The 15,140-nt window shown below is 71.0% G+C and carries 12 protein-coding genes and 1 pseudogene; 5 read left to right on the forward strand and 8 right to left on the reverse strand.

Going from position 1 to position 15,140, the window contains the following annotated elements; genetic code table 11:
- Positions 1 to 86: 86 nt before the first annotated feature.
- From HNR07_RS30515 to HNR07_RS30525, 3 genes are all read right to left on the reverse strand, one after another.
- Positions 87 to 581, reverse strand: coding sequence for a hypothetical protein (locus HNR07_RS30515; protein ID WP_376769961.1), 495 nt, complete (start codon positions 579 to 581; stop codon positions 87 to 89).
- Entirely contained in the window at positions 574 to 936 is a 363-nt protein-coding gene (locus HNR07_RS30520; protein WP_184369425.1) for a cyclin family protein, read from the reverse strand. The genes HNR07_RS30515 and HNR07_RS30520 overlap by 8 nt, the downstream gene beginning before the upstream one ends.
- A 201-nt stretch (positions 937 to 1,137) precedes the next feature.
- Complete coding sequence (locus tag HNR07_RS30525) at positions 1,138 to 2,934, reverse strand: N-acetylmuramoyl-L-alanine amidase (RefSeq protein WP_221318984.1); 1,797 nt, start codon at positions 2,932 to 2,934, stop codon at positions 1,138 to 1,140.
- A gap of 300 nt (positions 2,935 to 3,234) precedes the next feature.
- Here HNR07_RS30525 and HNR07_RS30530 point away from each other — a divergent pair, with 300 nt between their 5' ends.
- Complete coding sequence (locus HNR07_RS30530; RefSeq protein ID WP_184369428.1) at positions 3,235 to 4,734, forward strand: NAD(P)H-hydrate dehydratase; 1,500 nt, start codon at positions 3,235 to 3,237, stop codon at positions 4,732 to 4,734.
- A 105-nt stretch (positions 4,735 to 4,839) separates the two neighbouring features.
- Entirely contained in the window at positions 4,840 to 6,228 is a 1,389-nt protein-coding gene (locus tag HNR07_RS30535) for a dicarboxylate/amino acid:cation symporter (RefSeq protein WP_184369431.1), read from the forward strand.
- Positions 6,229 to 6,569: 341 nt separating this feature from the next.
- Here the strand turns inward: HNR07_RS30535 and HNR07_RS30540 are convergent, their stop codons facing one another.
- The 3 genes from HNR07_RS30540 to HNR07_RS30550 form a co-directional block, all read right to left on the reverse strand.
- Positions 6,570 to 8,003 carry an NF041680 family putative transposase gene (locus tag HNR07_RS30540; protein WP_184360963.1) on the reverse strand — a complete coding sequence of 478 codons (1,434 nt, stop codon included), beginning with the start codon at positions 8,001 to 8,003 and terminating at the stop codon, positions 6,570 to 6,572.
- A 200-nt stretch (positions 8,004 to 8,203) separates the two neighbouring features.
- Positions 8,204 to 8,719, reverse strand: coding sequence for an NUDIX hydrolase (locus HNR07_RS30545; RefSeq protein ID WP_184369434.1), 516 nt, complete (start codon positions 8,717 to 8,719; stop codon positions 8,204 to 8,206).
- Between the two features lie 83 nt (positions 8,720 to 8,802).
- Positions 8,803 to 9,462 carry a TetR/AcrR family transcriptional regulator gene (locus tag HNR07_RS30550; protein WP_184369437.1) on the reverse strand — a complete coding sequence of 220 codons (660 nt, stop codon included), beginning with the start codon at positions 9,460 to 9,462 and terminating at the stop codon, positions 8,803 to 8,805.
- Between the two features lie 115 nt (positions 9,463 to 9,577).
- Here HNR07_RS30550 and HNR07_RS30555 point away from each other — a divergent pair.
- The 3 genes and pseudogenes from HNR07_RS30555 to HNR07_RS30565 all read left to right on the forward strand — a co-directional run.
- Positions 9,578 to 10,672: pseudogene (locus HNR07_RS30555) on the forward strand (hypothetical protein); the annotation flags it as partial.
- Positions 10,673 to 10,836: 164 nt separating this feature from the next.
- On the forward strand, positions 10,837 to 12,204 hold the full coding sequence (locus tag HNR07_RS30560) for a methyltransferase family protein (RefSeq protein WP_184369439.1): 1,368 nt from the start codon (positions 10,837 to 10,839) through the stop codon (positions 12,202 to 12,204).
- Between the two features lie 178 nt (positions 12,205 to 12,382).
- Positions 12,383 to 14,533, forward strand: a complete 2,151-nt coding sequence (locus tag HNR07_RS30565; protein WP_184369442.1) for a PrsW family glutamic-type intramembrane protease — start codon at positions 12,383 to 12,385, stop codon at positions 14,531 to 14,533.
- A gap of 22 nt (positions 14,534 to 14,555) precedes the next feature.
- On the opposite strand, the gene HNR07_RS30570 is transcribed toward HNR07_RS30565, so the two are convergent.
- Positions 14,556 to 14,816, reverse strand: a complete 261-nt coding sequence (locus tag HNR07_RS30570) for a type II toxin-antitoxin system RelE family toxin (RefSeq protein WP_184369445.1) — start codon at positions 14,814 to 14,816, stop codon at positions 14,556 to 14,558.
- Positions 14,813 to 15,094 carry a type II toxin-antitoxin system Phd/YefM family antitoxin gene (locus HNR07_RS30575; RefSeq protein ID WP_184369448.1) on the reverse strand — a complete coding sequence of 94 codons (282 nt, stop codon included), beginning with the start codon at positions 15,092 to 15,094 and terminating at the stop codon, positions 14,813 to 14,815. Before HNR07_RS30575 ends, HNR07_RS30570 begins: the two co-directional genes overlap by 4 nt.
- Positions 15,095 to 15,140: the final 46 nt, after the last annotated feature.

A 15,140-nucleotide genomic window follows, 5' to 3' on the forward strand; every position in this document is an offset into this window, starting at 1 on the left:
GCTCGTACGGCAGTGATCTGTGATGGCAGAAGTAGATGTTTACCCATGGATCACGGAACAGCTCGCACCCCCTCGTCACCGAGTGGCTACGGGGTGGTTCCCTGGGAGGCCTGTGACTCGCGGTCCATCCGGTGGACGTGCAGGATCCACCACAGGCCCAGGACCGGCAGCACCAAGGGGATGAACATGTAGCCGCTGCCGAAGTTGGACCAGACGGTGTCGTCCGGGAACGCTCCGGAGGCGAACACGCTCAGCGCGCCCACCACGAGCACCCCGGCCATCTCCACGGAGACCGAGACCAGCGCCACCACCCGCGAGGTGCGTCCGGCACGGGCGAGGCCGACCGCGGCGACCAGGTAGATGATCCCGGCGAGCACGGAGAGCCCGTACGCCAGCGGGGCCTCGTCGAATCGGGTCACCAGCTGGTAGCTGCCGCGCGCGGTCGCGGCGAGCGCGAACACCGCGTAGACGGCGACCAGCAGGCGGCCCGGTCCGGTGCGCAGGGTGCGGTCGCCTGTGGGGTCGGCGGTGGACGAGTCCGCGGGGCCGGACGCCGGTGTGGACGCGGGTGTGTCAGACAACGGGACTCCACATCTGCTCGATGCGGACCAGCAGGACCGGGAGGATGAGACAGGCGAAGGCGATCACGGCCGGGCCCCACTTGCTGCGCTCCATGAACCCCCACACGGCGCAGGCGGGCGGCAGCAGCGCGATGGTCGCGAGGTAGGAGACGAACATGACCGTCTCGTCGGGGCGTTCGCCGCCGACCATCGCCACGGTGATCGCACCGACCTGCCCGAGCACCAGCAGCCACAGGACACCCATGCCGATCAGGTGCGGGACGAGCATCGGCTGGTCACGGAAGGTGGAGATGAGGCACCACACGGCCATCGCCAACGACACCATCTGAATGGTCATGGTCAGCCAGTCGACCACGCCGCCTCCACTCGGTACTCCGCATGTCCGCCCATGTCAGCGGACCGCACAAACTACGACAGACTGTAGTCCTTCACGGGCACTGCCGCGTACCGGGGCGCATGGACACCGGGCACCGGGGCAGTCGGGGCCGGGTCCGGACCCGGCCCCGACTGCCCCGGGCCCTGGCGGACCAGGGCCGGGTCATGTCGGAGAGGGGGTTCAGCGCGGCCAGTAGAAGACGTCCGCGGTCGCCGACGTCACGTGCGCCTCCACCTCGCCGAACTGCGCCACCCGGATCCGCACCCGGCGACCGGCGGCCAGGTTGCCCTTCCACGAGTACGTGAAGTGGGCCCCGCCGCCCGCGTGCACGGGGCTGTCGAGCGGCCGGTTCCGGGCGATCCGCCAACCGCCGTCCCCGTTCGGCTCGTACTCGGTGGCCCGGATCTGCACCTCGGCGCCGGGCGTGACCCCCTCCAGGACCACCCCGACCGAGATGTCGTAGTACGCGCCGTCGGTCTCGTCGACCCCCACCAGCGAGTAGAGCTCCCCGGCCTCGCCGTCGTGCCGCCGGTCGAAGGCCAGGCTCACCCACGTACGGGGATCGAGGGCCTGGGCCCTGTCCTTCTCGAACCTGCGGTGTCGGGGCATGTCGTCTCCTTCGGTGCCGCCGGGCGGTTGGGCGAACGTGCCGTCCCGGACGAGCTGGTAGGCCCGCTCGCCCGGACAGGACGTGGCGATGAAGTCGCGGTGACCCAGGACGGTCCCGGCGATGGAGGTGTCCGGTTCCATGAGCCACTTGCGCAGCACGCGGACCGCGTTGATCTGTTCGGGTGTGATGGCGTCCGCTGGCCCGGTCGCCAGGGTGCAGGAGTAGTGCGAGGAGTTTCCGCCCGGTTGGGCGGCCTGGGCGCGGTACAGCCCGCGCCCCTCGATCACGTAGCCGTGCGCGCAGGCCATGAAGGAGTTCCCGGTGAAGTACACCGTCCCCCGCCGCCGGGCCAGCCAGGTCCCGTTCGGGGTGGTGGGGCACCAGATGTGCCCGCCGTAGGTCTCCTCGCGCCGGTTCAGCCCGCCGGGGCCGATCGGAAGCAGCTGGTGCCGGTCGAAGGCCACGGACCAGCCGCCGCCCCGGTCCGTGCCCGGGTCCGCGCGCAGGTGGACGGGCTTTCCCGCCAGTACGGCGGCGAACTGGAGGGCTTCGGCCGAGCCGCGGCTCAGCCCTTCGCGTGCTCCGTCCGCCGCGAACTCCCCGAGGAGCAGCCGGAGCTGCGGCGCGGTGAGGGAACGCAGGAAGGCATGGCTAGGCACCCCGCCCGGGGCGTGTTCGCGCAGCCGGGGTCCCATGGCCGCACGGGCGGACCAGGTGCGGGCCACCTCCGTGACCATCGCGTCCGGCCACTTGGGCTCGTTCGGCAGGTGGTCGCAGGGTGCGGCGACACGGATCCGGTCCCGGTCGGTGAGCGACGCGGTGGTCGCCCAGTGCTCCCCGGAAACCCAGTGCTCCCCGGGAACCCGGCGTTCTCCGCGAACCCGGTGTTCTCCGGTGCTGAGCCCCGTGTGCGTGCTGCGGCCCGTGCGCTCCACGGGCCAGCGGTGGTTCGCGGTGGTCAGCGAGGAATGGGAGCGGCCCGCCATGCGGATCAGGGTGCGTTCGGTGGCAGGGAAGACGTTGACCGCCTGCACCGGCTGCCACCGGGACGTTCCGGAGCCGTGGTCGAGGGTGAGGACGGTGTCGCCCGCGCGGAGCTCGCGGAAGGAGCGCCAGCCGTCCTCGGTGAGGACTTCCGTCTCCTCGTCCGCGCAGTACCCGATGTCCGCCCAGCCACGGGAGGGGCCGGTGTGGAAGTTGCGGGTGTTGCGCCAGTAGGTGAGGCAGGCGGAGTGGTCCTTGCCGGCGAGGCCCTGGTTCACGCTGTCGTAGTGGATCACGAGACCGGAGCGGGGGTTGGCTCGGGAGGCTGGGGAGGTGCCCCAGCCCAGGTCGGACCTGGACACGTACTTGCTCGGTCGAGGCATACACCCATTGTCTCCAGCGGAGACTGCTCTACGTGGTGATCCCATGACAACGTGCTATATGTGCCGAAAGTGAGTTCTGGGGCGGAGAGGACCTCCTGGTCTGTTTGCTCCGGCTGGAGGCCTCGGTGGAGAGGCGATCCGGGTGTCCGGGGCAGGGATGCTCTCTCGCCGCTGCCTCTGTTGGCTGCGTTCGCGGAAAAAGTCATCGAGTCCTCACCTTCGCGCGCGTGGCGGTGTGGGCGCGCGCCGAGCCGAGTGCGCCACGATGGGAGGTCCGACCCCGCCCCTCGGAGGTGACCGGTGCGCTCCGCCCACGTCGTCAGTGTCGTCCGCGAGGCCGAACAGGCCCTCATGGACCGACTCCCCGAAGGCGCGCTCATGCGCCGCGCCGCCACCGGCCTGGCCGTCCACTGCGCCCGCATGCTGCCCCGTGTGTACGGCTCCCGCGTCACCCTGATGGTCGGCGGCGGCGACAACGGCGGCGACGCGCTCTACGCCGGAGCGCGCCTGGCCGCGCGCGGTGCCTTCGTGCGTGCGGTGCTCGCCGGGAAACGCGTCCACCCGGGCGGGCTGGCGGCGCTGCGGTCCGCGGGCGGCCGGGTGATCAAGGGGGATGAAGGGGCTGAGGGAGCCGAAGGGGTGGAGTCGGCGCTCTTCGACACCGACCTCATCGTCGACGGCCTGCTCGGCATCGGCGGACGCGGCGGGCTCCGTGAACCCTTCGCCGCGCTCGCCGCCCTCGCCTCGAACTCACCCGCCCCGGTGGTCGCGGTCGACCTCCCCAGCGGGGTGGACGCCGACACCGGCGAGGTCGCCGGGCACGCGGTCCGCGCGGACGCCACGGTCACCTTCGGCACCTACAAACCCGGGCTGTTCGTCGACCCGGGGGCCGAGCGGGCCGGGCGGTTGCACTTCGTGGACATCGGACTGGGCCCGGAGCTGCCCGGCGCCGACCTCCTCTGTCCACAGGCTGTGGACATCGCGCGGCTCCTGCCCGCCCCCGGGGCCGAGTCCGACAAGTACCGCCGGGGCCTGCTCGCCGTGCGCGCCGGGTCCGACCAGTACCGGGGCGCCGCCGTCCTGTGCGTGGGCGGCGCGCTCCGGACGGGAGTCGGGATGGTCCGCTACGGGGGCGGGGAAGGAGTCCTCGCGCAGGTGCTCGCGCGCTGGCCGGAGACGGTCGGGCTGCACCTGGACCCGCTGGACGGCACGGACCCGGGGCCGGGCCGGGTCTCGGCGGTGGTGGTCGGATCGGGTCGCGGCACGCAGCCCGCCAACGCGGACGAGCTGCGCGCGCTGCTGGAGAGCGACCGCCCGATGCTGCTCGACGCCGACGCGCTCACCCTGGTGGCGGGCAGCGACCCCCTCGCCGGACTGGTGCGCCGACGGGAGGCGCACACGCTGCTCACCCCGCACGCGGGGGAGCTGTCCCGGCTGCTCCCGGATACCGACCGCGCCGAAATCGAGGCGCACCGGCTCGAACACGCCGTCCGCGCGGCGAAGCTGTACCGGTCGACGGTGCTGCTCAAGGGCTCGACGACGGTGATCGCGCACCCCGGGGCCCCGACGGTGGTCAACCCGACCGGAACGCCACTGCTGGCCACCGCGGGTTCGGGCGACGTGCTGTCCGGGGCGGCCGGGGCGCTGCTGGCGGCCGGTCTGCCCGCCCAGGACGCCGCGATGTGCGCCGCCTACCTGCACGGCCGGGCGGCCGAGCTGGCCCGGGACGGCGCGCCGATCAGCGCCTCTGACCTGCTGGAGGGCCTGCCGCTGGCGATCGCCGAGCTCGGGACGCGGTGAGCGGGGTTGCGCTCGGCAACCGGATCGTGACGTGTTAACGGTCGCGATTCAGGTATTAAACGGACATTTGTTTCCGCTGATCGCCGCTACCGAGTAAGGACGACGATGTCCACTGACGTGACCGAGAGACCCCCCAGCCCTCCAGGCTTGTGGCGCCGCTACCTGGACTTCCCGCTGATCTGGAAGATGGCGATCGCCCTCGCCGCCGGTGCCGCCGCCGGTCTGGCGATCTCGGCGGCCGGCGGCCCGGCGTGGACCCTGCCGGTCCTGAGCACCCTGGGCGAGATCTTCCTGCGACTGCTCCAGATGCTGGTGTTCCCGCTGATCATCACGACCCTGATCGCGGGCGTGGTGTCGATCTCCCCGCAACGCCTGGGCCGGATCGGGCTGAAGGTGTTCGCCTTCTACCTCGTGACCTCGGCGCTGGCCATCACGATCGGCCTGAGCGTGGCTCTGGCGATCTCCCCCGGGAGCGGGCTGAACATGCCCGAGGACGACGCCGCCGAGGCGGCCGAGGTTCCTGCGCTTTCCGAGACCCTGCTCAACATCGTCCCCGCCAACCCCTTCCAGGCGCTGGTCGAGGGCAACGTCCTCGGGATCATGTTCGCCGCCATCGCCTTCGGTCTGGCGCTGACCTTCATGGTCAACAGCGGCGAACACCGCGTGCGTGAGATGGGGATCTTCCTCCGACGCGGTGTGGACGGCGCCGTGGAGCTGGTCTTCAAGGTGGTCAAGGGGGTCCTGGAGTACGCCCCGATCGGTGTGTTCGCGCTCATCGCGGTGGTCCTGGCGGAGACCGGCGTCGAGGCCGTCGGGCCGCTGCTCCAGCTCACCGGGGCGGTGTACGGCTCCATCGTCGCCATGATCCTCGTGTACGCGGTCCTGCTGCTGCTCTTCCGCGCCGGTGTCGCCCGGTTCTTCGCGGCCGCGAAGGAGCCGATGCTCACGGCCTTCGTCACCCGCTCCAGCAGCGGCACCCTGCCGGTCTCCACCCGGGCGGCGGAGAAGATGGGCGTCAAGGAGGGCGTGTACGGCTTCACCCTCCCGCTGGGCGCGACCGTCAACATGGACGGCACCGCCATCTACGTCGGCGCCGCCACCGTGTTCGTCGCCAACGTCGCCGGTGTCGAGCTGACGCTCGCGCAGATCGCCACGGTGGTGCTCACCGGCGTGCTGGCCTCGATCGGCACGGCGGGGGTCCCGGGGGCGGGGCTCGTCATGCTGACCATGGCGGTGACCTCGGTGGGCCTGCCGATGGCGCCGGTCGCCCTGGTGGCCGGTATCGACGCGATCCTCGACATGGCCAGGACCATGTGCAACATCACCGGCGACCTGACCGGTACCCGGATCATCGCCGGAACCGAGGAGGGCATGTTCAGCGAACCGGACGGCTCGGACCCGGGGACTCCGGCGGATGCGGGTCCCGAACCCGACGACGGCACCGACGAACCCGGGGCCGAGGAGTCGCCGTCAGGAGCCCGGCACGTGACCTGACCCTCCTAGGGTGAATGCCTGGACACCGGACCACCCCCGCCCCCGGTCAGAAGGCATCCCCCATGCTCCTGAAGAATCACGGCGCGCCGTCACCCACCGGGTGGCGGCGCGCCTCGTGCGCCCCGAACCACCCGGCCCCGGAGTTCTCGGGCGGAACCACCGGGCCGCCCCGTCAGCTCCTTGAGCACCCGTCAGGCCTCTGTCCCTGTTCCCCGGAGTCCCGTGGTGCGGCCCCTCGTCCTGGTCATCGCCCTGGTCCTGACCCTGCTGGCCGTACTCGTCGGCTTCACAGTTCTGTTCCTGGTCGGCGCGCTGCCGTGGTCCGGTCGCTAGCTTGGCGTTTAACCTGCTTGCTTGGCTCCGGGGTGCCCCGTAGTGCCCGTTTTGTTCTTCTTGGGAACCCCGTATCGGGGAGCTGGACGCTTGTTCTGGCTCCCCACCGGACGCCCCGGACCAGGCCCGCAGGATTTCGGTGCACCCACACACACCGGCAGGTCAGCGCGAATGTACCGAAACCCCCGACGCACCCGCGCCGGACTCATCCGGTCCGCTTCCACCAGCCGATGCCAGGGCAATCTGACCTGACGCGCCAACAACCGGGCCAGACGTAGCTGGGTATAGGCCACCACGACCAGCCAGGACCACCGGTCCGCCGATCGCGGGTCCCGTAGCCGGGGTGCGTTCCACCCCAACGACTGTTTGAGGAAGCGGAAGGTGTGCTCGATGTCGAACCGGCGCAAATAAGCCCACCACATCTGACTGACCTGCTCTGAGCGCATGCCGGTGGCTGAGGACCACAACCACAACGGTTTGGGATCGCGCCGCGAGGGCAAAGCCTGCACCTGCAACAACACCAGGGTGCCCTCGATCACCGGTAGCTCACCGGGGTGCTCGGCCCAGGCTGAGCGGTGGGTCAGCCGGGGATGCATCCGATCCCAGGAGCGCGCGGTGGCACTGCCGTAGCGGCGGGTGGCAGCGGTGGTCACCGTCTCCGGCTCGGGCCAGGTATCGGGGGCGGCCATCCGTAGGGCAGCCCCGTGTTTGGGCGGGCGCCCGTTGGCTGAGATCGGTCGGTGCTCGGCTGGGCCGTAGAGCACCCGGTTGGAGGGCAACCGGCCCACCACCTGAACGGGCAGATCAGCGAGCAGATAGGCCAGACGAGGACTGTCATAGCCCGCGTCAACCACCACCACAATGTCGGGATCGCCCTGCTGGTGGTGTTCAGCCCTGATCAATCGGGCGATCAGCTGGCGGACTTGGTGGGCGGTGACGGTGGTGGGGTCCTCGTCACTGTGCAGGCGGCGCAGGTCCAGGGGCGCGGTCCAGGAGGTGGAGCCCTCTTCCAGTGCGACGATCATGGAGTAGGGCCAGCCCGGGACCATCTCGGCCTGGCCGGTGCCGCGCCCGTAGGTGTGGCACCAGGCCCGGTCAGGGCTGGTCCAGGCGTCCGGGCGCAGCCAGGGGGAGACATCGCAGGCCAACACGATGCGCCCGTGGAAGCGGGGCAGGGGCAGCGAGGCCAGGATCGATCGCAGTTGGGTGGTGTCGATGCTTCCGTGGGCCAGGGCGGCGTAGGCCGAGCCGTGGCCGCGGTGGTGTTCGGGCTCCAGGGAGAGTTGTGCCAGGTGGCGCACGGGGGTCGGGGTGCTGACCAGGGCTTCGCAGACCTCGAAGAGGGCGTCAGCACGTGTGGTCAGGCAGGCGTGGAACTGGGAGCGGAATCGGGCCAATGTCGACAGTGGCTCGACAGGGGTGTGCTGGTGCAGCAGACTCATGGTGACGGCCTTCGTTGTGATCAGGTGTGTTCGTGGTTGAAGCACATGATCACGCGAAGGCCGTTGTGCTGTCCGGGAAACAACGAAGCCCGTGACCGGGACGGTATCCGGTCACGGGCTCGAGGTTAAACGCCAAGCTAGGCCAGCCCCCTCTCCGGCCTGCCCGTCCGAGGAACTGTCGACCGGGACGGCAGTTCCGGTCAGCGGAGATCGCGGGCGGCTGCCAGTCCCATCTGGACGATCTCGGTGATGAAGTAGTCGCCCGGGTCGCGGGCGTCGCGCAGCAGGTGCAGACGGGAGTCGTCCACCCACATGAACTCGGTGTGCTTTCCGATTTCCAAGGCCGGGGCGGCCAGGTCGCCGTCCACCCGGACCAGGTAGTCCACCTCGCGGCGGGTCCTGCCGTCGCCCGGGTCCCAGTCCAGCCGGTACAGCTCGGCGACCACGGCGCACAGGGTCCAGCCGGTCTCCTCCGTGATCTCGCGGGCCAGCGCCTGGAGCATGCTCTCGCCCTCCTCGACGTGCCCGCCGACGATGTCCCAGCAGTGCGGGAACACCTTGCGGGTGCCCGATCGGCGCTGGGCGAACGCGTTGCCCCGCTCGTCGACGATCACGGCCCCGGCGACCCAGAGACGGCCGTCGGAGGTGTCGGGGAACTCGATTCCCTCGGCGACCTCGACGTTTCCGGTCTCCACGTTCACGGTGTTCTCCTCCACGGTCTTCCTCCACAAGGGGTTGCGTCAGGCACGGCGTCGGGCAGGGCTTCGAGTGATCCCGGCCACGCGCTCGGGGTGCGGGCTCAGGGCGTCTCGGGGGCTTCCCTGGCGGTGTTCCCGCGGCGGGGCAGGCGCAGGGTGAGCAGTTTGGCGCGGGGGGCGAGGGCGCTGGCGAGGTCGAAGACGCCCTCGGTGCGGCTGTGGTCCTCGTCCAGCACCGAGAACAGGTTGACCCCCAGGTAGAACGCGATCGCCGCGTAGGCGACCTCACGGGCTGGCAGCAGTCTGGCCAGCGGCGACCCTCCGAGCACACGGTCCCATTCCCCGGCGATGAAGTCGATCCACGGCTGTGAGCGCTGGTTGATCTCCGCGCGCAACTCGGGTTTGGTGACCGCGGCCGCGACCAGCTCGGAGAACTCGGCGATGTAACCGCGTTCCAGGTCGGTCCGGTAGATGCGGGTGGCCACCTCCACGAGCTCCTCCAGGGTTCGGGCCTGCCCCGCGAGTTCCCGGTACATCTCCATGCGCTCGGCGCTGGAGCGGTCCAGGGCCGCGAGCAGCAGCTGGTCGACCCCGCCGAAGTGGTAGAAGACCAGCGCCGAGTTGGCCTCCGCCCGGGTGGCGATCGCCCGGGCCGAGGCTCCGGCGTACCCCTCCTCGCGCAGAACCTCGGTCGCCGCGGTGAGTAGGCGTTCCTTGGTCTCGGCGCTGTTCCTGCGGCCCGCGCCGCCGCTCCTGGCCATGGTCCTCCCTCGGGTCGTCCTTCATCATAGGGTTTAATCGAGTGATTAAATCGTATGCTTTAATCATCGCATCAAAGATGTTCGCGGGATCATGCGACAGCAAGGAGCCCCCACCGTGACGCAGCCACCCGAACCCACCGAGCCGCCCGGGTCCCGGGAACCCACCGAGCCGAACGAATCCCCCGAGCCGGGCAGGCCGTCCGAAGCCGACCGCCGCGCCGACCACGAGACCGCTGAGCGCTACGCCCCCGGGTACGCCGCCCACGAGGAGTCCGCTCTCCCCAGCCCCTCCAGGGCCCGGTGGATCCTGGCCGGGGTGGTGCTCGCCGCTTTCGCCGCTCTGCTCGCCGTCCGGGTGACCCGGTTCGGCGGCCTGGACCAGACCGCCCTGTTCTACGTGGGGCTGCCCGCGCTGCTGGCCCTGCTCGTCGTGCTCTGCTGCCGGGCGCGCAGCGCGGTGGGCGTCGCCATCGCCGTCACCACGGTGGCCCTGTTGCTGGCCGGGCCGGTGCTGGGCGAGGGGATGGTCTGCCTGATCATCTCCGCCCCGCTCATCTACGGGATGGTCTCCCTGGTCACCTGGGTCGGTGTCGCGATCGTGCGGGGCGGACGGGGTTCCCCGAACGCGCTGGTCGCGGTGCCGATCCTGTTCGCGCTCGCCCTGGAGGGCGTCGGCGGCTTCTCGCTGCTGCCGCGTGCGGACACCGGAGCGGGTTCGAGGCTGGTCAGCGCTGCCCCCGCCGACGTCGCGGACGCCCTGGCCGCAGCCCCCGAGTACGCCTCCCCGACCGCCCTCTTCCTGCGCGCCGTCCCCTTCCCCGAGCCGGTCGAGGCGGTCGGTGAGGGCCTGGCGGTCGGCGACACCCGCGTCATCCACTTCACCCCGCGCCGGACCCTGGCCCCCGGCGCCGAGTCCACGTCGCGCCGGATGGAGCTGGAGATCGTGGAGAGTCACGTGCACCCCGGCGGCGGCCGGGTGGTCTTCGACGTCATCGAGGACACCGCCTTCGCCAACTGGATGGAGATGGAACGGGCGGTGGCCACCTGGGAGGCGGAGATCGTCGAAGGGGAGGTCGAGAAGACCCGCCTGACCTGGGAGATCGAATACCAGCGCACCTACGACCCCTCCTGGTACTTCGGCCCGGTGCAGTCCTACGCCACCGGCCTGGCCGCCGGTTACCTCGCGGACACCTTCGCCGCTCTCGCGCAGGCCCCGTCGCAGGACCCCGAACCCGCCGACGTCACCAAGCCAGAGACCTCTCCGGTCGACTCCGACGAGGTCCTCGTCTCCGGCAGCCCCGACATCCCTCGTGAACCCCGGGCGGACACCTCCTACGGCAAGCCCGGAGCGGCACCCGGTGAGGGGGCCCGGCCGTGATCCCGGAAATCCCGGCTCTCCTCGTCCGCGGGACCGGTCTGCTCCTGCCCATGCTGGGGATCGTGGCGCTGTGCCTGTGGCGGGCGCCCAGGCAGCGGGAGGTCGCGGCGGTGGTCGTGGCCTCCGGCTGGGCGCTGCTCACCCTGATCCCGCTGAACCTGGTCGCGTTGCGGGCGGGCTGGTGGTCCTTCCACGCCGAGGGCGCCGTCTGGCTGGGGATGCCGGTGGACCTGATGCTCGCCTGGGTGCTGCTGTGGGGCGCCCTGCCCGCGCTGATGCTCCGTCTGCTGCCGGTTCCGCTGGTCACCGGGCTGCTGGTGTGGCTGGACGTGATCCTCATGCCGCTGGGCGAACCGGTGGTGGTGCTGGGGGAGCTGTGGCTGGTCGGTGAGATGCTGGGCGCCGCGTTCTGCCTGATCCCCGCACTGATGCTGGCCTTCTGGACCCGGCGCCGCCAGCTGGTGCACGCCCGGATGTGGGCGCAGGCCCTGCTGGCCTTCGGGCTGATGGTCGCCCTGCCGGTGTACGTGCTGGCCACCGCGCCGACCCCGCGGTTTCCGGCGGCGCCAGAAGCTCTGTCGGCGGCGCTGCCGTTCGAGCTGTCCGGATCGGGACTGTGGAGCGGCTGGTCCGCCTCGCCCGAGGCCCTCACCATCGGCCTCCAGCTCCTCGCCCTGGCCTGCCTGCCCGGACTGGCGGCGGCGCGCGAGTTCGCGGCGGTCGGCCACGGCACCCCGCTGCCCTACGACCCGCCCACCCGCCTGGTCACCAGCGGCCCCTACGCCTACGTGCGCAATCCGATGCAGCTCACGATGGTGCTGGTCTACCTGGTGCTCGGCGCCCTGTACCCGCCGCTGCTGCTGGGCGCGCTGGTGGCCCTCGCCTACGGGGCCGGGTTCGCCTCCTGGTACGAGGGCGGGCAGCTGCGCTCGGAGTTCGGCAGGGACTGGGACGCCTACCGCTCCGGGGTGCGCGCCTGGCTGCCCCGCTGGCGGCCCTGGTCCGGACGGGCCCGGGGCACCCTGTACGTGGCGATGGACTGCGGCATGTGCCGGGGGCTGGGGAGTTGGGTGGCGGCGCGTGGTCCCACGGCGCTCACCTTCAGCCCGGCCGCCGAGCATCCCGAGGTGCTCTACCGGCTCACCTACGAGAACGCGGAAGGGGTCCGCTGGAGCGGGGTGGCGGCTCTGGCCAGGGCCATGGACCACCTCCACCTGGGCTGGGCGGTGACCGGTTGGGCGCTGTCGCTGCCGGTGCTGCGCCACTTCGTCCAGCTGTGCGGGGACGCCTTCGGAGCCGGTCCCCGGCCGTCCAGAAAGGCGCACGAAACTGATGCGCTAGCCGTTTCGTCCGCCAATATCTGACAGAAAATCATAAAAGCCACAAAAGCCCCAGACTCACATGTTCTGCTGGACTCCTTCGCCGTTATGCTCGTGCGGGGCCGCCCCGCGTGCCGGACGACTCCGGCGCACCGGCCCCGCGTACCCCAGGGCCCGTGTACCCGAGGTGCCCGAGCCCCCAGCCCCCGGCACGAGGAAGTCCATGGAAGAACAGGCGATGCTCGCACGCGACCTCGTGCTGCGCGTCTGTGCCGGCGCCACCGAGCTCGACCCCCAGTGGATCCAGGCCAGGGGCAAGGTCACCACCCCCTTCGTGGTGCCGCGCGACCGCAACCTGATCCGGGGCATCGTCGAGGCCGGGCGGGCCATGGGCGTCGATCGGCTCCTGGTCTGCCGCACCCGGGCCGAGTTCTCCTACGACCCGGTCACCGAGGTCCCCCTCGACACCGACACGCTCATCGACCTCATCCGCGGCTGGGGGGCCGAGCCGACCGACTTCCTCGTCTGCGTCGAGGACTTCTCCGCCGCGGTGCTGGTCACGGCGGACGAACTCACCGTCGCCGCGGGCCCGGTCGACTTCATCCGGGAGATCGTCGGCCCCGACATCCCCGGCACCCGCGCGCGGTTCGCCGAGCGGGCCCTGGACACCAACCGCCCCGACCTGGTGCGGGCAGCCCAGCACTACAACTGCGTCGAACCCGGCGCCCGGCACGCCCGCGTCCCCCGCGGACCCGGCCCCGACCTGGCCGAACGCCTCACCCGCAGAGCCGAACGCGCCCGCGAGCGCTCGCCCGGCCCGGTCCGGTTCCTACGCGGCCTACGCGGCCTGTGGGGTTGGCTCATGATCGCCGTCCTGCTCCTGGTGCCCCTGGCGGTACCGGTACTCGGCACGGCCCTGCCCACCCTGCTCCTCACCTACCTGCTGCTGTTCCAGCTGGCCCTGCTGGCGCGCTCCCGGACCGTCTCGTTCGCGACCCTGCTCCGCGTGACCGCCCTCGGAGCCCTCCTGCTCTGGCCGATCGCCCTGCTGTCCGCACTGGTCAGCGGGGTGCTCGGGCTGGAGATCGGGCACGTGGTGAGCCAGACCTACATCGCGGTCACCGTCGAGGAGATCGGCAAGCTCCTCCCGCTGCTGCTCTTGCTGCTCCTGGCCCGGCGCCGGGTGCGCCGCCTGTCCGCCGTCGACTTCCTGCTCCTCGCCGCCGCTTCGGGCGCCGGGTTCCAGCTGGCCGAGGACCTGCTCAACGGCATCGCCGCCCCCCTCGTGGACCCGGTCACCGGGCTGGTGAGCGGGGCCCCCGAGGGGTTCTCCGGACACGCGGTGGCCACCGGCCTGATCGGTGCCACCCTCGGCCTGGCCGTCGTCGGCCGCCGCTACGGGGGTTGGCTGTGGCTGCTGCCGGTCCTGGCCAGCGGGCTGGTGTTCCTGGACCACATCCACGTCAACGCCCAGGCCGCCGGGGCCCGCCTGGACCCGGTCTCCGCCTTCGTGCACGGCATGTTCGGCGGCGGCGCGCTCATCCCGTGGCTGCTGCTGGCCGCCCTGTTGTTCGCGGTCGCCATGGACTACCGGGTGATCGGGACGGCCGCCGAGACCACGCCCCCGCTGCCCGGCCGGACCCCGCTGCCGGGGCTGCGCCGCTGGGCGCACGGCAGGTCGGTGGCCATGCGGGTGCGCATCCCCGCGGACATCGCTCCGACGTTCCGCCGGATCGCTCTGTCCTGGGTGAACCTGCCGGTCACCCTCGCCACCACGCTCACCACCATCGTGCACGAGCTGGCCACCGCCACCATGGCGGCCAAACAGGGCCCGGGAGCGCTGTGCGACGCCCTTCGGTTCCTGCGCCGGCGCCGCGCCAACGCCATGGGAGAGGCCCGCTCCCGGGGCCGGAGCTGGCGCCGCTACCCCTCCCAGGAGGAGCTCGCCGACGACGCCCACGAGCTGGCCCGCCGCATCGGCCTGGCCGGTACCAGCGGCATCGTGGTGACCGCCGCCGCACTGCTCACCCTGGGCGGTACGGCCGCTGTTCTTGGTTTCCTCTCGGCCCCGGCCGCCGAGGGAACCCCGGCCTACGCGGCCCGGGCGCTCGAGCAGTTCTACGCCTGGACCGCCGCGGCCGACACCGCCGCCCTGGTGTGGACCGCGCTCGCGGGCCTGGCCGTTCTCAGCCTGCTCACCCTGGGCAACGGGGTCCCGCACGCCCACCCGAGAACGGGCGACTTCCTCCGTGCGCCCACCGCCCACACCGGCGCCGTCCTGGGCATGCTCGCCCCGGGCCAGGTGGGCTACGCGCTCCTGAGCCTGTTCGGCCTGATCCTCCCTCGAAGGGTCAACCGCCTCATCCGCCGCTGATCCGGTCCCCAGGACCCTGGTCTCAAGGCCGGTAAGCGTCGCGGCGGTGACGAATGGAATGGATCTCTATCAGGTCCTTGCCCGGGTGAATCCGGTAGATGATCCGGTAGGTGCCCCGCCTCGCGGTATGAAGCCCAGCGAATGGTTCCTCCAGCGGTTTGCCCACACGCCAGGGGTTATCGCTGAGTGGGCCCACGATGAACTCATAGGCGGCCGAGGCGACCGTCTCCGGAAGTTCTTCGGTCAGAGCCCGCCTGGCAGCGCTCTTGTAGACGACCCTCACGCGGCTGAGTCCCGGTTCAACCGCTCCCGCATGAGTTCGGCCATCTCCTCCTCGGTGGTGAACTCCTCGGAATCAGCGGACTCGACCAGGTCAGCGCGGGCCTCGGGGTCGGACAAGATACTCAGAGTCTCCATGAGTGACTCGTACTGGGCCACGGACATCATGACGACAGCAGGGCGACCGTTCTTGGTGAAGGTGTAGTCGGCGTGCTCGCGCTGAGCTCGATCAGCGAGTTCGGCGATCTTGGCCTTGGCTTCGGTGATCGGAATGGTTTCCATAGTGGCCATCATAGCGACCGGTCAGAATTGCGTCCATGATTCAGTT

The organism is Nocardiopsis metallicus, assembly GCF_014201115.1.
Classification (GTDB): Bacteria; Actinomycetota; Actinomycetes; order Streptosporangiales; family Streptosporangiaceae; genus Nocardiopsis; species Nocardiopsis metallicus.

Excerpts from the sequence above, each read along its gene's own strand:
- HNR07_RS30525 (WP_221318984.1), bottom strand. The coding sequence starts at position 2,934 with ATGCCTCGACCGAGCAAGTACGTGTCCAGGTCCGACCTGGGCTGGGGC.
- HNR07_RS30535 (WP_184369431.1), top strand. The coding sequence starts at position 4,840 with ATGTCCACTGACGTGACCGAGAGACCCCCCAGCCCTCCAGGCTTGTGG.
- HNR07_RS30540 (WP_184360963.1), bottom strand. The coding sequence starts at position 8,003 with ATGAGTCTGCTGCACCAGCACACCCCTGTCGAGCCACTGTCGACATTG.
- HNR07_RS30550 (WP_184369437.1), bottom strand. The coding sequence starts at position 9,462 with ATGGCCAGGAGCGGCGGCGCGGGCCGCAGGAACAGCGCCGAGACCAAG.
- HNR07_RS30565 (WP_184369442.1), top strand. The coding sequence starts at position 12,383 with ATGGAAGAACAGGCGATGCTCGCACGCGACCTCGTGCTGCGCGTCTGT.
- HNR07_RS30575 (WP_184369448.1), bottom strand. The coding sequence starts at position 15,094 with ATGGAAACCATTCCGATCACCGAAGCCAAGGCCAAGATCGCCGAACTC.